Origin of the sequence: Paenibacillus sp. yr247 (assembly GCF_900103825.1) — a bacterium.
Lineage (GTDB): Bacteria > Bacillota > Bacilli > Paenibacillales > NBRC-103111 > Paenibacillus_E.
On sequence record NZ_FNIF01000020.1, the window covers coordinates 28,682 to 49,024 of the forward strand.

Here is a 20,343-nt window from a genome sequence, read left to right on the forward strand (position 1 = left end):
GAACTTTTTTTTCGCCCGGGTGGGACGTAAAATGCATACCCGGGACATAAAACGTCCATCAACTGGATCAGGAGCGTCATAAGTCGTCATATGAGAGAAATTTTCGAGATTCAGAAAAAGCTCTTGCCGGATCTCATGGATATCATGAAGAAGCGGTACTCGATACTACATCATATTTTAATCTCCGGTGTTGTCGGACGCAGAACGTTAGCCTCTTCGCTCGATATGACAGAGCGGGTGCTCCGCGGTGAAGTTGACTTCCTTAAAGAGCTAGGACTTCTCGAATCGGATGCCACTGGGATGAAGATTACGGAGTCTGGTCGTCAACTGCTGGAAGATATGCTGCCCATCATTAAGATCGCTTTTGGATTGACGGATTTGGAGGAAAGCATTGCAAAAGCGTATGGCCTCTCGCAAGTGATTGTTGTTCCAGGCGACTCCGACACTTCGGTATTTACGAAGAAGGAGTTAGGGCGTGCAGGTGCAGCAGCACTGCGCAAATATGTGTCCAAGGACGATGTTATCGCTGTAACAGGCGGTTCTACGATGGCGCAGATTGCCAATAACTTGGCGATATCCTCTTCCATGAAAGGCAGCTGGTTCGTACCTGCTCGCGGTGGACTTGGCGAAAGTGTGGATATGCAGGCGAACACCATTGCTTCCATTATGGCCAAGAAGACAGGCGGTAAATACAGACTGCTGCATGTACCGGATCATCTCGGTGAGGAAGCGTATCAATCACTTATCCAAGATCCACAGATTCAGGAAGTTGTTGACGCTGTTCGCAGTTGTCGCATCGTTGTACACGGTATCGGAGATGCTATGGTCATGGCACGCAGACGTAAGGTAGATGCTGATACGACACGCAGCTTACAAACCGAAGGCGCTCTTGCAGAGGCTTTAGGGTACTATTTTGACCGCCAAGGAAATGTAGTTCACAAAATGCCTACCGTTGGACTCCGTCTAGAGGATCTCCAACGTACGGAAGTTGTTATTGGTGTGGCCGGCGGCAAGAGTAAAGGGGAAGCGATCGCTTCCGTGCTTCGTCATGGACAGGAAGATGTACTTGTAACCGATGAAGCAGCAGCCTTGGAAATTATGAAACATGTTAAAGAAGACATCATAACGTAAGCCCTTATCAGCTGCGTTTTGAAATATAATTATTTTTTAATCTTAGGAGGAATTCGCTATGGTAAAAGTAGGTATTAACGGTTTCGGACGTATTGGTCGTAACGTATTTCGCGCAGCTTTGAACAACACAGAAGTACAAATCGTTGCAGTCAACGACTTGACTGACGTTAAAACATTGGCTCATTTGCTCAAATATGACACAACTCACGGTAAACTAGACGCTACAGTTGAAGCTGCTGAAGGCGAATTGATCGTTAACGGTCGTTCCATCAAAGTTTTTGCTGAGCGTGACCCTGGGAACCTGCCTTGGGCTTCTGTAGGCGCTGAAATTGTTATTGAATCCACTGGTATTTTCACAGCGAAAGACAAAGCATCCCTTCACTTAAAAGGCGGAGCTAAGAAAGTTATCATTTCCGCTCCAGCTTCCGACGAAGATATCACAATCGTACTTGGTGTGAACGAAGATAAATACGATCCAGCAGCTCACACAATTATCTCCAATGCTTCTTGTACTACCAACTGTCTGGCTCCTTTCGCGAAAGTTATCAACGATAGCTTCGGTATCGTAAAAGGTATGATGACAACTGTTCACTCTTACACAAATGACCAATCCTTGCTTGACGTTCCTCATAAAGATCTTCGTCGTGCTCGCGCAGCAGCTGAGAACATCATTCCTTCCAGCACTGGTGCAGCAAAAGCAATTGGTCTTGTTCTTCCTGAACTTAAAGGCAAATTGAACGGTATGGCTATGCGTGTTCCTACACCTAACGTTTCCGTTACTGACTTGGTAGTTGAATTGAAAGTTAACGTAACAGTAGACGAAGTAAACGCAGCTCTGAAACAAGCTTCCGAAGGCCCACTTAAAGGTATTCTGAACTACACAGAAGATGCGCTTGTATCCAGCGACTTCAATGGTGACCCAGCTTCCTCCACAATCGATGCTCTTTCCACAATGGTAGTTGGCGACAACATGCTGAAAGTGATTTCCTGGTACGATAACGAGTGGGGCTACTCCAACCGTGTTGTTGACTTGGTAGATTTCATCGCTAAAAAAGGTCTGTAATTTCATAGCATTCACACATGAATAACCAAATGAAGGGGAGAAGCGATTCTCCTCTTTATGTGCGATATTCCTTATAAAAGGTTGACCGGAAGTACACCATATACGTTCAGGAGGCTTTGACCTATGAGTAAGAAAAGTGTTCGCGATGTTGAAGTAACTGGTAAAAGAGTGTTTGTTCGCGTTGATTTCAACGTACCTGTGGAGAATGGTCAAATCACTGATGATACACGAATCAGAGAAACACTGCCTACGATTAAATTCTTAATCGAAAAAGGAGCGAAAATCATTCTTGCGAGTCACTTCGGACGTCCGAAAGGTCAAGTCGTGGAAGAACTGCGTTTGACGCCTGTAGCTGCAAAGTTGGCTGAATTGCTTGGTCAATCCGTTATTAAAACGAATGAAGCGATTGGCGAAATCGTTAAAGCACAAGTGTCTGCCCTCGAAAATGGTGACGTTCTCCTGCTTGAAAACGTTCGTTTCTATGAAGGCGAAGAGAAAAATGATCCGGCTCTTGCCCAAGCTTTTGCTGAACTCGCAGACCTGTTCGTAAATGATGCATTCGGCGCTGCTCATCGCGCTCATGCTTCTACAGAAGGCATTGCGCACTATCTTCCTGCTGTTTCCGGTTTATTGATGGAGAAAGAGCTTGATGTTCTCGGCAAAGCGCTGAACAACCCAGAGCGTCCTTTCACGGCCATCGTCGGCGGCGCGAAAGTAAAAGACAAAATTGACGTGATTAACAACCTCCTTAATATAGCAGACAACGTTATTATTGGCGGCGGTCTGTCCTATACATTCCTTAAAGCACAAGGTTACGAAATCGGAAAATCTCTCGTGGACAACGATAAACTTGATTTAGCGCTCAGCTTTATTGAAAAAGCAAAAGCAAAAGGCGTTAACTTCCTGCTTCCTGTGGATATCGTGGTAGCTGATAAATTTGGTGCTGATGCGAATACCCAAATCGTAGGTGTAGACGGTATTCCAGCTGAATGGGAAGGCATTGACATCGGACCAAAAACGCGTGAAATCTACGCAGACGCTATCGCAAAATCAAAACTGGTTGTTTGGAATGGACCGATGGGCGTATTCGAAATCGAGCCTTTCTCTCATGGAACGCTCGCAGTAGCCCAGGCTTGTGCAGCAACTTCCGGTTACACTGTAATTGGTGGTGGCGATTCCGCTGCAGCAGCCGAGAAATTCCACTTGGCTGATCAAATGGACCATATTTCTACTGGCGGCGGAGCCTCCTTGGAATTCATGGAAGGTAAAGCATTGCCAGGCGTAGTAGCCTTGAATGATAAATAATTATTTTCAAAGGTAAATGCTTACGATGCCAGTTATTCTGGCGAATAACTTTAAGGAGAGCCTATCCAATGAGTAGAAAACCAATTATCGCGGGTAACTGGAAAATGTTCAAAACCGTTTCCGAAGCAGTCAGCTTCGTGAACGAAGTGAAAGGCAGCGCAATAGAAGGCGTTGAGAGCGTAATTTGTTCGCCGTTCACAAACCTGCCGGCTTTAGTTGAAGCTGCGAAAGGCACTTCCCTTCATGTAGGTGCACAAAACCTGCATTTTGAAGACAATGGCGCGTTCACAGGCGAAATCAGCGGCGTTATGCTGAAAGATATTGGCGTGGAATATGTGATCATCGGTCACTCCGAGCGTAGAGCTTACTTCGCTGAAACAGATGAAATTGTGAACAAGAAAGTGGTTGCAGCTTTCAAACACGGCTTAACTCCGATCCTTTGCGTTGGCGAGAAGCTGGAAGAACGCGAAGCGGGTCAAACCAAAGACGTTTGTAAAGTGCAAACGGAAGCGGCTTTTGCAGGTCTTAGCGCAGAGCAAGCAGCGCAAGTGGTTATCGCTTATGAGCCGATCTGGGCCATTGGCACAGGTAAATCGTCAACAGCTGAAGATGCACAAGACGTAATCGGCTATATCCGTCAGCTTGTGAGCGGTCTGTACGGCGCTTCCGTAGCAGATGCAGTTCGCATTCAGTACGGCGGCAGCGTGAAGCCAAACAATATTGCTGAGTACATGGCACAGCCCGACATTGATGGCGCACTTGTTGGCGGAGCGAGCTTAGAGCCTGCCTCCTACATCCAGCTTGTCCAGGGGGCGAAATAACATGTCCAGACCGAAACCGGTAGCACTCATCATTCTCGATGGCTTCGGACTCCGCTCAGAAGAGCAGGGGAATGCGGTTGCTCATGCAAAAAAACCAAATTACGACCGATATTGGTCGAGTTATCCACATACAACCTTAATCGCTTGCGGCGAGGCTGTAGGTTTGCCTGAAGGCCAGATGGGGAATTCTGAAGTAGGACACCTGAATATCGGCGCAGGCCGTATTGTTTATCAGGATTTGACGCGGATTTCCAAATCCATTCGTGATGGTGAATTTTACGACAATGAAACCATTCTAGGCGCTGTTCGACATGCAAAAGAAAATGGAAAAAAGCTGCACCTCTATGGACTGCTTTCAGACGGCGGCGTACATAGTCACATTCTGCATTTGTTCGCTTTACTGGATTTGGCTAAAAAAGAACAATTCAATGAGGTGTACATCCACGCCTTCCTCGACGGCCGCGACGTGGCTCCGGATTCTGCGAAGAGTTACATGGCTAGCTTGCAGCATAAAATCATGGAAGTCGGCGTAGGCAAAATTGCGACTGTTCAAGGTCGCTATTATGCGATGGATCGCGATAAACGTTGGGAGCGGACAGAGAAATCCTACCGCGCCATGGTTTATGGCGAGGGCCCAACCTACACAGATCCAATGAAGGCTATTGTTGAATCTTATGAAAAGTCCATATTTGACGAGTTCGTTATGCCAACAGTTATCGTTGGTGATGATGGCAAGCCGGTAGGACTTGTAGAATCTGGGGACGCCGTTATCTTCTTCAACTTCCGTCCTGACCGTGCGATTCAGCTTTCGCAAGTATTCACGAACAAAGATTTCCGCGGCTTTGACCGTGGCCCTAAAGCAGCTAAGAACCTGTACTACGTCTGTCTGACTTTATTCAGTGAATCGGTAGACGGCTTCGTTGCTTACAAACCGAAGGATCTTGATAATACGCTCGGCGAGGTGCTGGCTCAGAATAATCTGAAGCAGCTTCGTGCAGCGGAAACTGAGAAATACCCGCACGTGACTTTCTTCTTCAGCGGTGGTCGGGATGCGGAATTGCCGGGTGAAACCCGCCTTCTTATTCCATCACCTAAGGTCGCTACTTACGATCTGAAGCCTGAAATGAGCGCTTACGAGCTGGCTGATGCTGTGGTCAAGGAGATCGAAGCGGAGCGTCATGACGTTATCATCCTCAACTTTGCTAATCCTGACATGGTAGGTCACTCCGGTTTGCTGGAGCCAACGGTGAAGGCGATTGAAGCGACAGACGAGTGCCTAGGCAAAGTTGTAGAAGCTATCCTCGCCAAAGGCGGTGTTATCTGCATCACAGCTGATCATGGTAACGCCGATGTGGTCACGAATCCAGATGGCTCACGCAATACAGCACATACAACGAATCCCGTGCCTTTTATTGTGACGGATAAATCTGTTACACTTAGAGACGGTGGCATTTTGGCAGATATTGCACCAACAATGCTCGACTTCTTAGAGGTTAAGCAACCGGAACAAATGACCGGGACAACCATCATAAAGCGATAACAACCAACCATTATATAAAAGGAGTGTTTCTAACAATGACTATTATTTCTGATGTTTATGCACGCGAAGTATTGGATTCCCGCGGTAACCCAACTGTAGAGGTTGAAGTATATCTAGAGTCCGGCGGTTTCGGCCGTGCAATCGTCCCTTCAGGCGCTTCCACAGGCGCATACGAGGCTGTTGAGCTTCGTGACGGAGACAAAGGACGTTACCTCGGAAAAGGCGTTCTGAAAGCTGTCGACAACGTGAACGAAATCATCGCTCCTGAAATCATTGGTTTAGATGCCCTTGATCAAGTAGGTATCGATAACAAGATGATCGAGCTTGATGGTACACCTAACAAAGCAAAATTAGGCGCAAACGCAATCCTAGCTATTTCCATGGCTGTAGCTCGCGCAGCTGCAGATGCTTTGGATGTTCCACTTTACGTATACCTTGGCGGATTCAACGCTAAGACGCTTCCGGTTCCTATGATGAATATCATCAACGGCGGGGCACATGCCGATAATAACGTTGACGTTCAAGAGTTCATGGTTCTGCCAGTAGGCGCGCCTACGTTCAAAGAAGCTCTACGCATTGGCGCTGAGATTTTCCATAGCTTGAAATCGGTACTTAAAGATAAAGGCCTTAACACAGCTGTTGGCGACGAAGGCGGATTCGCTCCTAACTTCACATCCAACGAAGAAGCGATCACAACGATCCTTACAGCGATTGTAAAAGCTGGCTACAAACCAGGTGTTGACGTATTCTTGGGTATGGACGTTGCTTCCACAGAATTCTTCAAAGATGGTAAATACCACCTTGAAGGCGAAGGCAAATCCTTCACATCTGCTGAGTGGGTTAACTTCCTTGCTGCATGGGTTGAAAAATACCCAATCATCACGGTGGAAGACGGTTGTTCCGAAGACGATTGGGAAGGTTGGAAATTGCTTACTGAGAAATTGGGCAGCAAAGTTCAACTTGTTGGTGACGATCTGTTCGTTACAAACACGGAGCGTTTATCCACAGGCATCGAGCAAAACATCGGTAACTCCATCTTGGTTAAAGTTAACCAAATTGGTACACTTACTGAGACTTTTGATGCGATCGAAATGGCAAAACGCGCTGGTTACACTGCAGTAATTTCCCACCGTTCCGGTGAGAGCGAAGACAGCACAATTGCTGACATCGCTGTTGCTACAAACGCTGGTCAAATCAAAACAGGTGCTCCTTCCCGTACGGATCGCGTTGCGAAATACAACCAACTTCTTCGTATCGAAGATGAGTTATTCAATGTAGCCCAATACGCTGGTAAAAAAGCATTTTATAACTTGAGAAACTTCAAGTAAGCTGCTGCGTAGTTAATTAAATAGAACAAACAAGGGGGGCTGCTGTATGAGCAACTGGGTGAAAACTATTTTATTTCTAATAGGTTCCGCATTGCTAACGCACTGGATCCCCTCTTCTTTTTTTCGCAACTTGGACACGATGGTTCACGAGTTTGGGCATGCCGTTGTCACCTTGGCGCTATCGGGAAAAGTGATGTACATTGAGCTCTATGCTAATCATAGCGGCGTGACGTACTCAGCCATATCGAAACCATGGGCGATTATTCCGGTGGCTTTAGCAGGCTACATGACAGCATCGCTATTTGCGTGGTTCCTATTCTCAGCCTACTCGAAGGGCAAGCAGCGTTTAGGTCTACAGGTTACAATTCTGTTGTCCATTCTTTCCTTAGTCTTGTTCGTTCGGAATGGATTCGGGGTCATGTTCTTAGTAGGCTTCATTGCGCTAACGATAGTCGTACTGGCACTTACGCCAAAATGGTTGCGTGATTTCTACTACTTACTGCTCGCTTTCTTATGCTTGGAAGAGTCTGTATTTGGCCCGTTCTCCTTAATTCTTTATGCATGGGGAAATGCACAACAAGCGGGGGATGCCACCAATTTGGCGCTGCATACCGGCGTTCCGGCTATCGTATGGGCAATTGGATTCACGTTATTTGCCTTGTGGTGTGCAAAGCAGGCAGTGCAAGCTTTTCTGGGGCGGAATAAGGGAGCTAGAAGCGCAAGTCGACAATCACCTACGCCATCCTACCGTGATTAGCAGGTGTGAGGAACAGTCAAGGAGCCTCTTTTATTGTATTCTTGGACGAACTGTGTTAAAATACTCATGCTAGTTGTATAAGCAAAGAACAGGCAATTGGGGTGCTAATAACATGGTAATCTTTATGAAAATTTTGTTGATCATAGCTTCGGTCGGATTAATTGCTATCGTCCTTCTACAAAAAGGTAAAAGCGCAGGTTTGTCCGGTGCCATTTCTGGTGGTGCGGAACACTTATTTGGTAAGCAAAAAGCACGCGGTTTGGAATTATTCTTGTCCCGTTTCACTATGGGGCTTGCTGCTGCATTTTTCATTCTTTCCATTGTCGTAGCATACGTAGTGAAGGCCTAACACACATAAAACGATAACAGCAGGGGAAATCTACTCCTGCTGTTTTTTCATTTTAAAAGGGTTTACGGGTAGGAGATGTTTACCATCGAGAGCAGAATTTACAAGTCGACAGAGCCTTTCTTTTGGTCAGGAAGTGGGGATAATCAAAAAACAGGCATACTAATGATCCACGGGTTTACGGGATCGCCCTCAGAGTTTAGACGGGTAGGGTATGTGCTGCGAGATGAAGGATACACCGTACATGCTGTTAGGCTACCAGGACATGGCACTTCACCCGAAGACATGATGCGCACCGGATGGACCGATTGGTATGGGCATGTGCTGGAGAGTTACGACGAGCTTGCTGCTAAATGCAAAAGCGTTGTTGTTATGGGACATTCAATGGGCGGACTGCTGGCCTTGAAGCTGGCAGTGGAACGTCGTGTTGCAGGCGTGATTTCGCTTGCTACACCTATATTTCTGACGTCTAGGAAATCGGCGTTGGCCATATTGCTGCAATATTTTATCAAATACATAGATAAGAAACCCAAAAAACCCTTCTCCACGATATTAGATGAGTCATGTGCATATACCAAAACGCCGATTCGCTGCATCGTAAGTTTGCGAAAGCTGTTAAAACAAGTAAGAACCTTGCTGCCTCAAGTCGAAGCACCGGTTTGGATCGGGCAGGGGAGCAAGGATGGCATCGTTCATCAGGGAAGCGCAGCGTTTTTGTATGAACGTATTCGCTCTAAAGTGAAAGAGCTTCGTTATTATCCAAAGTCATCGCACGGTTTGCTGCTAGATCAAGAGAGAGAGCGTATTTATGCCGATATCATTGCGTTTATCCTTTCCGTACAAGTGGCATACTATGGAGTAAAGGAAGCGGGTACGGCGAATTAAAAGCTAGCTCAACCAACACAAGAAGGTGAAGAGAGTATGATTACAGATAAAGAAATAGTAAGTTTCATGCAAGAAGAGGCGTATAAGCCTATGTCCTATAAAGAGCTTGAGAAACATTTTGGGATTGAAAGTGCGAGCGAGTTTAAGGATTTTATTAAATTGTTAAATCAATTAGAAGAAAGTGGTCACATCGTCAGAGGCGGGAATGACCGCTATGGCGTTCCGGAACGAATGAATTTAGTGAAAGGTAAGCTGCAAGCTCATGCGAAGGGCTTCGCTTTCTTAATTCCAGAGGATCGAGAACATCCGGACGTATACATTAATGCACATGATTTGAATACCGCGATGAACGGCGACATTGTATTTGTGAAGATCACTGCTAGAAGTCAAGGCGGAGGCCGCTTAGAAGGCGAAGTTGTGCGTGTCATTACTCGTGCGAATACGCAGATTGTAGGCGTTTTTCAGAGTCAGGAGACGTATGCATTCGTTATCGCTGATGATAAGCGTGTGTCACGGGACATTTTCATCCCTCAGCATGCTTTCAATGGAGCTGTTACAGGGCAAAAGGTCGTTGTAAAGATTGTTAACTATCCAGAAGGCCGTTCTGCCGCTGAAGGGGAAGTTATTGAGATTCTCGGGCATAAGGATGATCCGGGCGTTGATATCCTCGCTATTGTACGTAAATTTCAGCTGCCTGAGGCATTCCAAGAGGAAGTGCTTGCTGAGGCTGATGCCGCACCTGATTCCATTAGTGAGGAAGAGATTATTGGGCAAGGACGTCGCGATCTTCGTTCGAAGCGAATTGTGACGATTGACGGTGAAGATGCTAAGGACTTAGATGATGCGGTTAATGTGGAACTCTTGGAAAATGGCAACATTCGATTGGGCGTTCATATTGCCGATGTGAGTTATTATGTGCGTGAAGGTACTGCGTTGGATATTGAGGCTTATAACCGCGGATGCTCCGTGTATTTGACCGATCGTGTTATTCCGATGCTGCCGCATCGTTTATCGAATGGGATATGCTCGCTTAATCCTCGTGTGGATCGGTTAACAATGTCTTGTGAAATGGAGTTTGACGAGAATTTAAAAGTAGTAAATCATGAGATCTTTACGAGTGTTATCAAAACTAGTGAGCGGATGACGTATACAAATGTCCGTAAATTGTTGACGGGTGAAGCAGAACCGGAAATCGTTGAGCGCTATGCGTATTTGATGGAAGATTTCAAACGCATGGAAGAGTTATCAGCTAGGCTGCGATCCAGAAGGATGAAACGCGGGGCTATTGATTTTGACTTTGAGGAGTCCAAAATTATTGTTGATCCGGACGGCAAACCGATTGATATTGTGAAAAGAGAACGCTCCGTCGCGGAAATGATGATTGAAGAGTTCATGCTGGCCGCGAATGAAACCGTTGCTGAGCATTTTTCGTGGATGAAGGTGCCTTTCTTATACCGTGTTCATGAGGACCCTGACGCAGAAAAGCTAATGAATTTCATGGAGTTTGTTACGAACTTCGGGTACTCCGTTAAAGGTAAAGGGAATTCGGTACATCCTCGAGCTTTGCAGACGTTGCTGGAAGAGATCAAGGGAACTCCTGAGGAGACCGTTGTTAGTAAAGTTATGCTTCGCTCGATGAAGCAGGCTCGTTATGATGCGCAGAGCTTGGGGCATTTCGGTTTGGCAGCGGAATTTTATTCGCACTTTACATCGCCAATTCGACGTTATCCCGATCTAATAATTCATAGAGTGATTCGTGAGGTACTGGAAAGCGGGACTTTATCGGATACCCGTCATGAATATCTAGCTTCGCGGATGAGTGATATTGCACAACAATCCTCAGAGCGTGAGCGCGTTGCTGTAGATGCAGAACGTGAGACGGAGGCTCTGAAGAAAGCTCAATATATGCTGGATAAAGTCGGCGAGGAATTCGAAGGAATCATTTCTAGCGTTACAGGTTTCGGCATGTTTGTGGAGCTCGATAATACGGTTGAAGGCTTGATTCGTTTGAGCGATTTGACGGACGATTATTACAATTATCATGAGAGACAGCATGCCTTGATTGGTGAGCGAACATCCAAGGTGTATCGGATTGGGGACAGCACCAAGGTGCGTGTTGCCCGTGTGAATATGGATGAGCATACGATTGATTTTGAATTGGTCGATATGAAGCCTCGAAGCAGCGCTGGCGGGATTAGCCGAGGAGGCGGAGGGAAGCCTCCCTTTAAGGGTGCTGCTGGGTTTAAAGGTTTCCGTGGTGGCGGCAATGGCAAACCGGAAAAAGGCAAGGGCGGATATGCCTCTAAGGGTAAAGGCGGCTTTGCAAGAGCTCAAGGCGGGAGCACAGATGGGCAAGGCGGAGGTAAGGAAAGATCGGAAAGAACAGGGCAACGTGGCGAGGCTGGAGGCACGAGGCGATCTGAAGGCGGAGCAGCCCGCAGAATTGCAGGTGCTGCACGTACAGAAGGCGGAGCAGGGCAAGCGCGTGGCGAAGGTACAGGACGGGCTGCAGGAGCAGAGCAAGGACGCGGTGAAGGCGGAGCAGGGCAAGGCAAACCGCGGCGCGGTAAGGCGGGAAGCACGCCGTGGAGCGAAAACCGCGGCAAAGGCGGGGCTGGACGCGGGAAGGCGCGCGGTCCTAAGCTGAGCGAAGGCGGCAGCTTGAGCTCAAGGCTTGAATCTGTCGGCGCGGGGCGGACAGAGAGTGGCGCTGGCCGCGGCGAAAGCAGGCGCGGCCGCGGTGGGATTGCGCTTGGGAGCGAAGCCCAAGCGGGCGTTTCGCCGACGGAGCGCAGCGGCGGCAGTGATTGGGCGAGCGGCGTGAACGCGCTCGCCAAGGGCGGCCGTCGACGCAGTGACGACGGCGGAAGTGGCGATAGCAAGAAGCGGCGGAGATAACGCCGCTTCTTGCTTTTCCGCCACGATCTTGCTACAATAGATTGCACATTGTAGCAGTTTTTACCTGCAGGAACGTGCGGGAGGAGGATCTCTTGTGGCAACGAAAAAGGCAGATGGCAAATTACTTGCCCAGAACAAAAAGGCTTCACACGACTACTTTATTGAAGAAACGTATGAATGCGGTCTTGTCCTGACCGGCACGGAGATCAAATCCTTACGGGCAGGTAAAGCAAACATAGGCGATAGCTTTTCGACTATTCGCAATGGAGAAGCTTTTGTACACAACATGCATATTAGCCCTTTTGATCAAGGTAACCGAAGCAATCCGGAAGATCCAACACGGACGCGAAAGCTGCTCTTAAAAAAGGCGCAGATTGCCAAAATGCTAGGTCAGGCAAAGCAAGAAGGCTATACCCTCGTTCCATTGAAGGTCTATATCCGAAATGGTTACGCCAAGCTTTTGGTCGGCATAGGTAAAGGGAAGAAACAGTTCGACAAGCGTGAATCGGCAGCGAAAAAGGATGCACAACGAGATATTCAACGTGCGTTGCGTGAGAAGCAGAAGATTGCCAGATAGGTGGCAGCCCATACTGGAAGGCAACACCTCGACTTCCATGAACCTAGTCGTTCATTTCTCATGAGTATGTGTTATACTAATTTAGCAGCAAAGATTTGAAAGCAATTTTGGGCTCAACATGTAACGTCTTTTACCTTCACCGTCTATGACGGTAATGAAGGCAATCCGGGGGTGTTCTTGGATTCGACGGGGATAGTTTGGGCACGGGTTGCGGGTAGTGGGGCCGCGTCCACTATAAAACGCTAAAGCCTATTAAATGGCAAAACACAAAACAACTACGCTTTAGCAGCTTAATAACCTGTTAGCGTGCTCCTCCTCAGCATCGCCCATGTGACTGGGATAGGGGCTCAACTATAGTGGGATACGACGTTTGGTCTCCGCCTGGGGTCGGACGTAGGAAGACAATCAGGCTGACCCAACGCATAGCCGGTTACGGGGCGCTGCTCGGGTGACATCAAAACTGTGACTACACCCGTAGATGCCTGTGTGGCGATATTTTCGGACAGGGGTTCGACTCCCCTCACCTCCATACAATGAAAAAAGCACCCGATGAGGGTGCTTTTTTCATTTGTATGGGTATGTTGGAGGAGAACCCCTTGAGGGTTCAGTCCGCGCTGACCGGAGCGTGCAGAGGGAGCACGGCATTGAAATATACAGCTAGGGTAGTCATTGTTGGTTAGGCTTCGTTAGTCAAAGCCTAAATAGTATTTCGTTTTGGGTGGTATTTATTTGGACTAGTAGGTAATAGAGGAAAAGCCCTCCCAATGAAGAATGAAGAGAGGGCTACTTTTATGAACCTTAATTACTTCTGAATTGTCTTCTGCGCGGTCTTACCAGCGAGCAGAGGTGCGGCATAATTTCGACGCGCTCTGAATGCTCCCGTTGGATTTTGGGTAAATCGCATGGTCGCAGTTCTTCTGCAATCCTCAAAGCCGCCGCCAAATAGCCTACAGCGGAAGGTAACTGTCACGCTTAAATCCAATGTTCCAGTTCCTTTGACGACCAGAGTGTTATTACCTATTTTTCGTGTATCCCCGACTACCTCAAGATTACCGGATAGCGGTACAGCCGTCCAATCATAAATAATATCGCTGTCAGCCCCTCTGCATAACGCACCGCGACACTCCAAATCGGCATCCGCCCGATATACAGCGCTCACCCCAGCTAAGGTTTGTGTAATCCTTCGAATGTTCGAATCGCTGCATGAACAAATAAAACCGCGTCGTCTTCGTCTTTTACATCTGCACTGCTTATGGCAACTGCACCCCATAAATTGACACCAATCCTTCCCATCCATAGATTTCCTATAAGATATTCTAGGAAGCGCAATGTGTATGGGTATTTGGATAAGGTAAAACAGCCTGAATTAGTGCGAATTGGGGAGGATTTTGAAGCAAGGATACACCCGCCGCGAAGCGCTGGCTGTGTGGCGATATTTTCGACAGGGGTTCAGTCCGCGCGGACTGGAGTGCAAGCGGAGGGAGTAGGGCATTGAAGAATGTACCGCTAGAACCTCTTCATTTTCAGAATTGCTTATACATAGTGGATCTGTGAATGATCTTTATGGACTTGTTATAAACCAACAGGATGTAAACGACGTCTAGAATAAATGTAAGTATGTACATCATATTTAATAATAATGAATTTGGGAATAGGGAATAGCACCAAATAGAAGCACACAGGGTACCAACCATTTTAGAATAGGCGATGTATATGGATTGGCCGTGTAAATCTTGTTTCAGCAGCATTTTTATAAATAGGATGGACATCATTACATTGATTCCAAATGCGGAATACTTGCCCTCATGATCATGAAATTCGGTAGCAATTCCATAGTGCAGCAGCAGGGCAATGACAAGTAAAGAAAGGACAATAGTTTTTATTGGCCATGTTGGATATAGTCTTTTTGAATAGTAGAGAAATTGGAACAGGATAATGCAGTCTAATAAAAAGAATAGTAGAGTTACGATTTGTTGGAGTGGGTTGAAAGGCATGACGACGGAAAATAGAAACTCCCAAGTGATATTTGCACATAGGGCGGCTAGTGGCATTCCACAAGTTCGATCCCGAAACCCTTTATATATAATCATCATGTAAGCGATTGTCCAAAAAAGGACTATCCCAAACTGCAGAAACCGTTCTATTTGTAGTGGGAAAAGGTGTTCCATATGGAGTGAATCGCATCCTTTCAGGGAATTCTCTTTAATAAATATGATTCATTTAACTTGTCTATGCATATTAAGCTATCACAAAATGAAAAGCACCCGCGGGTGGTTTTTTCATTTGTATGGGTGTTGGAGGAGAACCTCTTGAAAAACGTGGATGGATACCATCCCATAATGTAATGAAGCAGGTTGACAAAAGATAATAAAACATTTATATTTAACCGTATGGTTAAATGTCGCGATGAAGATATTTTAAATGGTGTTTTTTCAGTTCTTTCTGATCCCACGAGACGAGAGATGATTACGCAGTTAGCCAAAGGCGAGATGACGGTCATGAAATTAGCCGAGCCTTTTAAAATGTCATTACCTGCGGTGTCCAAGCATCTAAAGGTTTTGGAAAAGGCTGGTTTAGTTTCTGTGCGGAAAGAAGGGAGGTATCGCTATTACTATTTAAATCCAGCATCAATTGACTGTGCGAATCAATGGTTAACGGATTTACGGCAATTCTGGACTTCACAATTATCAAGACTTGAACGCTTTTTGGATCAAAATTCGAACAATGATTAAAGGAGTTAATAAACATGATTAATATTCAAGCAGGTAAATTTACACTTCAACTCAACCATAACTACAAAGCCGACAGAGATAGCGTATTTCAAGCATGGACGAAACAGGAACAGTTGAAACAATGGTGGGGCCCAGAAGGTTTTACGACGACCATTGATCGAATGGATGTTGTTGAAGGAGGAGGTTACCGTTTCATTATGCAAGCTCCCAATGGAGCTAATCATACTATTGGCGGCAAATATATTGCGATTATCCCTAATGAGAAGCTAGTTTTTACTTGGAAGTGGGAGCATGAAGGTTCTAGCGAGGAACAAAAGGATACGTTGGTTACCATTGAATTTGTTGAGCAAGGAACCGGAACTGAGCTTGTCATTACGCATGAGAATTTCTCCACTAAGGATGAAGCAGAGAATCATAAAAATGGCTGGAGCAGTTCTTTAGAGGGCAGCTTAAAGAAATATTTGGAGCAGCATATATAATAAATTTGGAGGTCATTTCATTGACTAGTCAAAACTATAAAAATCACCGCAGATTCCACCCGATTTATCATTATTTTTTAACTTTACTCTTGCTAGCTATATTGATAGGAGTTGCCGCTCTATTAATTAGAGAAGGTCTAAGCCTCTCCTCCATTGTAATCTTGCTCATCTTCGTCTATATAACAGTAAGTTTCTTCTTAATGAGATCTTACCCATTAAAAGCTCAGGACAGAGCCATTAAAGCAGAAGAGAATCTTCGACATTACGTGATGACAGGACAATTACTTAATTCGCGGCTTACGTTTAATCAAATTGCCGCCTTGCGTTTTGCTAGCGATGCGGAGTTTCCAGAACTATGCCAGAAGGCAGCATCCCAAAATTTAAGCTCAAATGATATTAAAAAGGCGATTAAAAATTGGAAGGGCGACATTGACAGAGTTTAGTTGCTCACTGCTCGAAATGAAGAAGCACCCGAGAGGGTGCTTTTTTCATTTCGTAGGGTACACCAGACGTAATTTTCTCAAATACTTGGCATCACCCGAATTCTTATTTTTCGTAGTTCCCCTAATGTATGAATATTTCTGCATATTTTGCGCACCATAAATTGGAAATAGTAAAAGTAATCTTAGGGACTGAAGAAATATGGGATTTTTTCGTAACTTAATCAGAGTCAAAAGACGCTATCCACCTCAACAAAAAGCAAATCTGCAAATTTCGAAGCCACTTAGTATGGATCTAGATGAAAATTTATTAGATTTGCAAACACTATTCACCCTAGCCCCCGATCTGATCACGCGCCAGTTTCAAATTAAATCAACCCAAAAACGTGCTGCCCTTGTCTATCTAAACGATTTAACTGATCGAAAAGCAATCAATAGTGATGTTCTACAGCCGCTCATGCAAGAAATTGTTGGTGATATGCCTATCGATCAAATAGTAACGGTCGGCAGTATCCAGTCTGTACACGATTTATCTCAAGTTGAACAAGCCATTCTGCATGGGCAGAGTGTCCTATTTGTGGAGGATAAGAATACAGCCGATCTTTTAGACACACAAGGGTGGCCACAAAGGGCAATTCAGGATCCTCAATTGGAAGCGTCCTTAAAAGGATCTCATCAAGGCTTTGTTGAAACAGGAAGCATAAATATTGCCTTAATTCGAAGATACATACCAAATCGAGAATTGAAAATAAAAGAATGCATCGTAGGTGAGAGGGGGATGACAAGGGTCAGCATTTTATATTTAGCTGATGTTGCCCAACCGGAAGTTCTTCAAGAGTTGGAAAAAAGGATTCAAAAAATTGATGTTGACGCCATCCTAAACACAGGCGAACTAGAAGAATTCATTGAGGACAACCCCTATTCGCCATTTCCTCACTTTTCCATTACAGAGCGGCCCGATTCTGTCGCCTCACAGATTTTGCAAGGAAGGCTTGCTGTTGTCGTCGATCGGTCGCCTTTCGTTCTGATTGGACCTGCAAATTTTGCGATGTTTTTCCAAAGCACAGATGATTACAACATGCGTTGGCAAGTTGCATCTTTTCTGCGAATCCTAAGATTTTCCGCTTTTTTTGTGACCATTTTTTTACCTGCGATCTATATAGCTGTCATTTCTTTTAATTTTGAAGTGATTCCTATGCAGTTACTATTGTCAGTCGGCGAGTCAAGAGCAAGCATTCCATTCCCGCCTATCATAGAAGCCTTTATCATGGAGATTACTTTGGAAATGCTTAAGGAAGCAGGGATACGCCTTCCAGCCCCAATTGGGCAAACAGTTGGGATAGTGGGCGCAATTGTTATAGGACAAGCGACAGTACAAGCGGGGATTGTGAGCAACATTATGGTGATCGTTGTCTCTTTGACTGCTTTGTCCTCGTTTATCATCCCAAGTCACGACATGTCTGCTGCCATTCGTTTGATTCGCTTCCCGATGATGCTGATTGCAGCTTTTTTCGGGCTTTTTGGGGTTGGAATAGGAATGATGGTGATGTTCGGACACCTGATTGCGCTAGAGTCTCTAGGAACGCCATATTTCAGTCCGTTTAGTCCAATGAGGTTCAAGGATTTGAAAGATTCGTTTGTTCGACTGCCTTTATTCTTTATGCGCAAGCGTCCCTTAAGCGCAAGACCAACACAAGAAAAAAGGCAAGGTTCTAATCATTCGAAGGGTGACGGTTGATGAAAAAGTATGCGCTGAACGATATCACATTGATACAATATATCTTGATGATTCATGGGACTCAACTGGGGATTGGAATATTGTCTTTACCCAAGGATTTAGCAAAGTTGGCCGGAACGAATGGCTGGATTTCCCTCCTAATCGGTTGGGCGATATCCGTATTATCTAGTGTGATTATCATTCAGGTTATGAAAAAGCATCCAGAGGATACGGTGTACGATTTGATACCTCGATACTTCGGAAAAGTATTGGGGACTGTTATCGGAATCTTTATCATTTTCTATTTTTCTTTTGTTTTTTTCACAAGTATTTATGCATCTGTCACGGTGGTCAATTTGGAGCTATTGTCTAAGACCCCAAAATACCTGGTTGTCTTGTTGTTTGTCATACCGATCTATACGATTGGACGGAATCATATTCGTGTCTTGGCAAGATATGCGGAATTCACCTTCTGGGGTTTCTTATGGCTGGCTATTGTCTATGTGTATGCATTGAGGGGGGGCCAGGGCCATTGGTTGAACTTACTTCCTGTTTTAGAAGAGGGCTGGAAACCGGTGCTGAGTGCTGTAAAACCTACAAGCCTGTCTTTCTTGGGTTTTGAAACTGCGTTTATCTTGTATCCCTTCTTAAAGCATAAAGAATCTGCGATTAAAGGGGTTATCATTGGCAACACACTGTCGTTTGTGATATACATGCTGGCCATTTTGGTTTGCTTTCTCTATTTTTCGCCAGACGATATCACGTCCTACACTTTCCCTACTTTAAAAGTTATAAAGACTATTGAATTTCGCTTTCTGGAACGATTTGAACTCATCTTTTTAGTGGCCTACGTCTTTATGATTTCTAGAGTTTGGATTTTCAACGTGTATTGCGCGGTGTTCGGAATAAGTCAATTACTTGGTAAACAAGATCACAAGCCGTACTTGAGAATAATGTTGATAGGTGTGTTCCTTTTGTCCATTTTTTATAATCCCGGTAATGATCAGATTGATCAACTAAAGGAGCTGTTGAACAGTATGGGGATATATTTCGCCTTTGCCTTCCCGTTGTTCTTGTTGGTATATACAAGAATATTCAGCTTGTTCCGAAAAGGAGATTTGGGATGAAGCGCTCCTGTATATTCCTTCTAGCAGCAATGTGCATTCTTTTGATGCCAGGATGTTATGACCAGATGAATTTGGAGGATGCCTCCATAACACTCATGCTGGGATTGGATTTGGACGAAAAGAATAACCTTGTCGTCTATACGCAAAGCCCTGTATTTTATAAAGAAGCCAAGGAAAAAACAGAGAAAACAGCAGTGAAAGCTGTCTCGATTCGAAAATCACGTCAGAAACTGGATGCCATTCTTACAGGGTTGACGATAGGCGGTAAAAATCAGTCAGTACTGATCAGCAAACGACTGCTTCAACAAAAGGAGTGGTATCGCCTATTTGACCTTTTTTATCGTGAACCTAAACAACCCGTAAGCTCCCGAGTCATAATCGTAGATGGTCCGGTTGAAGAAGTCTTTAACTTTAAACCGAAAGATAAACCTCGGCTCGCCATGCATATGAGAAAATTGATCGATACCGCAAATAAAAGAAACGTCACGGTAATAACGAATTTGCAGGAGTTACGTCGACAGATGAAAGATAAGGGGATTACTCCTTCGATAACAGAAATAAAAAAGGACGTAGAGCAGATCAAGGTTACCGGAACAGACTTGCTTAATAAACAAGGAGAATATGCAGGACATCTTTCGTTGGATGAAAGCATGTATTTGTTGGTTCTACAAAATCAAATGAATGGTGAGCTATCTTTCTCCATACCAGTCGCAGAAACATCGAATGGTGAAGATAATAACAATCGCATGGTTTCTTTTAATGCTGTGAATGTTAAGAAGAAAGTCATAGTAGCATACTCCGAAAATACGTTTCAGTATGACATAAATATCAAAATTCCTATTGAGATGACTTCAATAGAAGGGGATAATAATTTCGATATGAAGGAGCATAAAACCCAATTGGAAAATCAGATTACGAAAGAACTTCAGAAACAGTTTGATTCTTTAATAAAGAAATGTCAGGAAAATCAAGTCGATCCATTCGGTTTCGGGCTCTATGCACGAGCCTACCAATCTTCTGCATGGAAGGTGGTACAAAATGAATGGGGGAAATCATTTTCCAAAGCAAAGGTTCGTGTTACACCGCAAGTCAAAATTAAATCATTTGGAGTAACAGAGTAAGATGGATAAACACATCGGGGTTCTAATTATCATACAGGAGTCAGTATTCCCAAAGAATATTGGCTTTTTTTGTTTT

General features: G+C 45.1%; 19 protein-coding genes and 1 other RNA gene. 18 read left to right on the forward strand and 2 right to left on the reverse strand.

Going from position 1 to position 20,343, the window contains the following annotated elements:
- Window positions 1–90 precede the first annotated feature (90 nt).
- From BLT91_RS23195 to ssrA, 12 genes are all read left to right on the forward strand, one after another.
- Window positions 91–1,131 (forward strand): sugar-binding transcriptional regulator, encoded by a 1,041-nt coding sequence (locus tag BLT91_RS23195; protein WP_090825377.1) that lies wholly within the window; start codon window positions 91–93, stop codon window positions 1,129–1,131.
- A 58-nt stretch (window positions 1,132–1,189) separates the two neighbouring features.
- Window positions 1,190–2,194 carry a type I glyceraldehyde-3-phosphate dehydrogenase gene (gap, locus tag BLT91_RS23200; RefSeq protein WP_090825379.1) on the forward strand — a complete coding sequence of 335 codons (1,005 nt, stop codon included), beginning with the start codon at window positions 1,190–1,192 and terminating at the stop codon, window positions 2,192–2,194.
- A gap of 123 nt (window positions 2,195–2,317) precedes the next feature.
- Window positions 2,318–3,499, forward strand: coding sequence for a phosphoglycerate kinase (gene pgk, locus BLT91_RS23205; protein ID WP_090825381.1), 1,182 nt, complete (start codon window positions 2,318–2,320; stop codon window positions 3,497–3,499).
- 68 nt (window positions 3,500–3,567) lie between these two features.
- On the forward strand, window positions 3,568–4,320 hold the full coding sequence (tpiA, locus tag BLT91_RS23210) for a triose-phosphate isomerase (protein ID WP_090825383.1): 753 nt from the start codon (window positions 3,568–3,570) through the stop codon (window positions 4,318–4,320).
- Window position 4,321: 1 nt separating this feature from the next.
- Window positions 4,322–5,860 carry a 2,3-bisphosphoglycerate-independent phosphoglycerate mutase gene (gene gpmI / locus BLT91_RS23215; RefSeq protein WP_090825385.1) on the forward strand — a complete coding sequence of 513 codons (1,539 nt, stop codon included), beginning with the start codon at window positions 4,322–4,324 and terminating at the stop codon, window positions 5,858–5,860.
- Between the two features lie 35 nt (window positions 5,861–5,895).
- Window positions 5,896–7,188 carry a phosphopyruvate hydratase gene (gene eno, locus BLT91_RS23220; protein ID WP_090825387.1) on the forward strand — a complete coding sequence of 431 codons (1,293 nt, stop codon included), beginning with the start codon at window positions 5,896–5,898 and terminating at the stop codon, window positions 7,186–7,188.
- A gap of 46 nt (window positions 7,189–7,234) precedes the next feature.
- Window positions 7,235–7,945, forward strand: a complete 711-nt coding sequence (locus tag BLT91_RS23225) for a M50 family metallopeptidase (protein ID WP_090825389.1) — start codon at window positions 7,235–7,237, stop codon at window positions 7,943–7,945.
- Between the two features lie 112 nt (window positions 7,946–8,057).
- Window positions 8,058–8,294 carry a preprotein translocase subunit SecG gene (gene secG / locus BLT91_RS23230; RefSeq protein WP_029196004.1) on the forward strand — a complete coding sequence of 79 codons (237 nt, stop codon included), beginning with the start codon at window positions 8,058–8,060 and terminating at the stop codon, window positions 8,292–8,294.
- A 75-nt stretch (window positions 8,295–8,369) separates the two neighbouring features.
- Window positions 8,370–9,176: an alpha/beta hydrolase gene (locus BLT91_RS23235; protein ID WP_090825391.1), complete on the forward strand. Its 807-nt coding sequence runs from the start codon at window positions 8,370–8,372 to the stop codon at window positions 9,174–9,176.
- A gap of 36 nt (window positions 9,177–9,212) precedes the next feature.
- A complete protein-coding gene (rnr, locus tag BLT91_RS23240; RefSeq protein ID WP_090825392.1) occupies window positions 9,213–12,074 on the forward strand; it encodes a ribonuclease R in 2,862 nt (953 codons plus the stop codon).
- Between the two features lie 94 nt (window positions 12,075–12,168).
- Window positions 12,169–12,651 (forward strand): SsrA-binding protein SmpB, encoded by a 483-nt coding sequence (smpB, locus tag BLT91_RS23245; protein WP_047679001.1) that lies wholly within the window; start codon window positions 12,169–12,171, stop codon window positions 12,649–12,651.
- A gap of 167 nt (window positions 12,652–12,818) precedes the next feature.
- Window positions 12,819–13,183, forward strand: a transfer-messenger RNA (tmRNA) gene (ssrA, locus tag BLT91_RS23250).
- Between the two features lie 270 nt (window positions 13,184–13,453).
- Here the strand turns inward: ssrA and BLT91_RS23255 are convergent.
- Both BLT91_RS23255 and BLT91_RS33635 read right to left on the reverse strand, forming a co-directional pair.
- Entirely contained in the window at window positions 13,454–13,810 is a 357-nt protein-coding gene (locus tag BLT91_RS23255; protein ID WP_175532476.1) for a hypothetical protein, read from the reverse strand.
- A gap of 5 nt (window positions 13,811–13,815) precedes the next feature.
- Window positions 13,816–13,944, reverse strand: coding sequence for a hypothetical protein (locus BLT91_RS33635; RefSeq protein WP_302847537.1), 129 nt, complete (start codon window positions 13,942–13,944; stop codon window positions 13,816–13,818).
- A gap of 1,061 nt (window positions 13,945–15,005) precedes the next feature.
- Here BLT91_RS33635 and BLT91_RS23265 point away from each other — a divergent pair.
- The 6 genes from BLT91_RS23265 (at window position 15,006) to BLT91_RS23290 (ending at window position 20,267) form a co-directional block, all read left to right on the forward strand.
- A complete protein-coding gene (locus BLT91_RS23265; RefSeq protein ID WP_254777089.1) occupies window positions 15,006–15,383 on the forward strand; it encodes an ArsR/SmtB family transcription factor in 378 nt (125 codons plus the stop codon).
- A gap of 14 nt (window positions 15,384–15,397) precedes the next feature.
- Entirely contained in the window at window positions 15,398–15,862 is a 465-nt protein-coding gene (locus tag BLT91_RS23270) for an SRPBCC family protein (RefSeq protein WP_090825398.1), read from the forward strand.
- Between the two features lie 20 nt (window positions 15,863–15,882).
- Window positions 15,883–16,305: a DUF6526 family protein gene (locus BLT91_RS23275; protein ID WP_090825400.1), complete on the forward strand. Its 423-nt coding sequence runs from the start codon at window positions 15,883–15,885 to the stop codon at window positions 16,303–16,305.
- 199 nt (window positions 16,306–16,504) lie between these two features.
- Window positions 16,505–18,040, forward strand: coding sequence for a spore germination protein (locus BLT91_RS23280; RefSeq protein ID WP_090825402.1), 1,536 nt, complete (start codon window positions 16,505–16,507; stop codon window positions 18,038–18,040).
- A complete protein-coding gene (locus tag BLT91_RS23285) occupies window positions 18,040–19,146 on the forward strand; it encodes a GerAB/ArcD/ProY family transporter (RefSeq protein WP_090825404.1) in 1,107 nt (368 codons plus the stop codon). Before BLT91_RS23280 ends, BLT91_RS23285 begins: the two co-directional genes overlap by 1 nt.
- Window positions 19,143–20,267: a Ger(x)C family spore germination protein gene (locus BLT91_RS23290; RefSeq protein ID WP_090825406.1), complete on the forward strand. Its 1,125-nt coding sequence runs from the start codon at window positions 19,143–19,145 to the stop codon at window positions 20,265–20,267. Before BLT91_RS23285 ends, BLT91_RS23290 begins: the two co-directional genes overlap by 4 nt.
- Window positions 20,268–20,343: the final 76 nt, after the last annotated feature.

Excerpts from the sequence above, each read along its gene's own strand:
- BLT91_RS23235 (WP_090825391.1), top strand. The coding sequence starts at position 8,370 with ATGTTTACCATCGAGAGCAGAATTTACAAGTCGACAGAGCCTTTCTTT.
- pgk (WP_090825381.1), top strand. The coding sequence starts at position 2,318 with ATGAGTAAGAAAAGTGTTCGCGATGTTGAAGTAACTGGTAAAAGAGTG.
- BLT91_RS33635 (WP_302847537.1), bottom strand. The coding sequence starts at position 13,944 with ATGGGAAGGATTGGTGTCAATTTATGGGGTGCAGTTGCCATAAGCAGT.
- BLT91_RS23195 (WP_090825377.1), top strand. The coding sequence starts at position 91 with ATGAGAGAAATTTTCGAGATTCAGAAAAAGCTCTTGCCGGATCTCATG.
- BLT91_RS23225 (WP_090825389.1), top strand. The coding sequence starts at position 7,235 with ATGAGCAACTGGGTGAAAACTATTTTATTTCTAATAGGTTCCGCATTG.
- rnr (WP_090825392.1), top strand. The coding sequence starts at position 9,213 with ATGATTACAGATAAAGAAATAGTAAGTTTCATGCAAGAAGAGGCGTAT.
- BLT91_RS23290 (WP_090825406.1), top strand. The coding sequence starts at position 19,143 with ATGAAGCGCTCCTGTATATTCCTTCTAGCAGCAATGTGCATTCTTTTG.
- BLT91_RS23280 (WP_090825402.1), top strand. The coding sequence starts at position 16,505 with ATGGGATTTTTTCGTAACTTAATCAGAGTCAAAAGACGCTATCCACCT.
- tpiA (WP_090825383.1), top strand. The coding sequence starts at position 3,568 with ATGAGTAGAAAACCAATTATCGCGGGTAACTGGAAAATGTTCAAAACC.
- gpmI (WP_090825385.1), top strand. The coding sequence starts at position 4,322 with ATGTCCAGACCGAAACCGGTAGCACTCATCATTCTCGATGGCTTCGGA.
- secG (WP_029196004.1), top strand. The coding sequence starts at position 8,058 with ATGGTAATCTTTATGAAAATTTTGTTGATCATAGCTTCGGTCGGATTA.
- gap (WP_090825379.1), top strand. The coding sequence starts at position 1,190 with ATGGTAAAAGTAGGTATTAACGGTTTCGGACGTATTGGTCGTAACGTA.
- eno (WP_090825387.1), top strand. The coding sequence starts at position 5,896 with ATGACTATTATTTCTGATGTTTATGCACGCGAAGTATTGGATTCCCGC.
- BLT91_RS23285 (WP_090825404.1), top strand. The coding sequence starts at position 18,040 with ATGAAAAAGTATGCGCTGAACGATATCACATTGATACAATATATCTTG.
- BLT91_RS23270 (WP_090825398.1), top strand. The coding sequence starts at position 15,398 with ATGATTAATATTCAAGCAGGTAAATTTACACTTCAACTCAACCATAAC.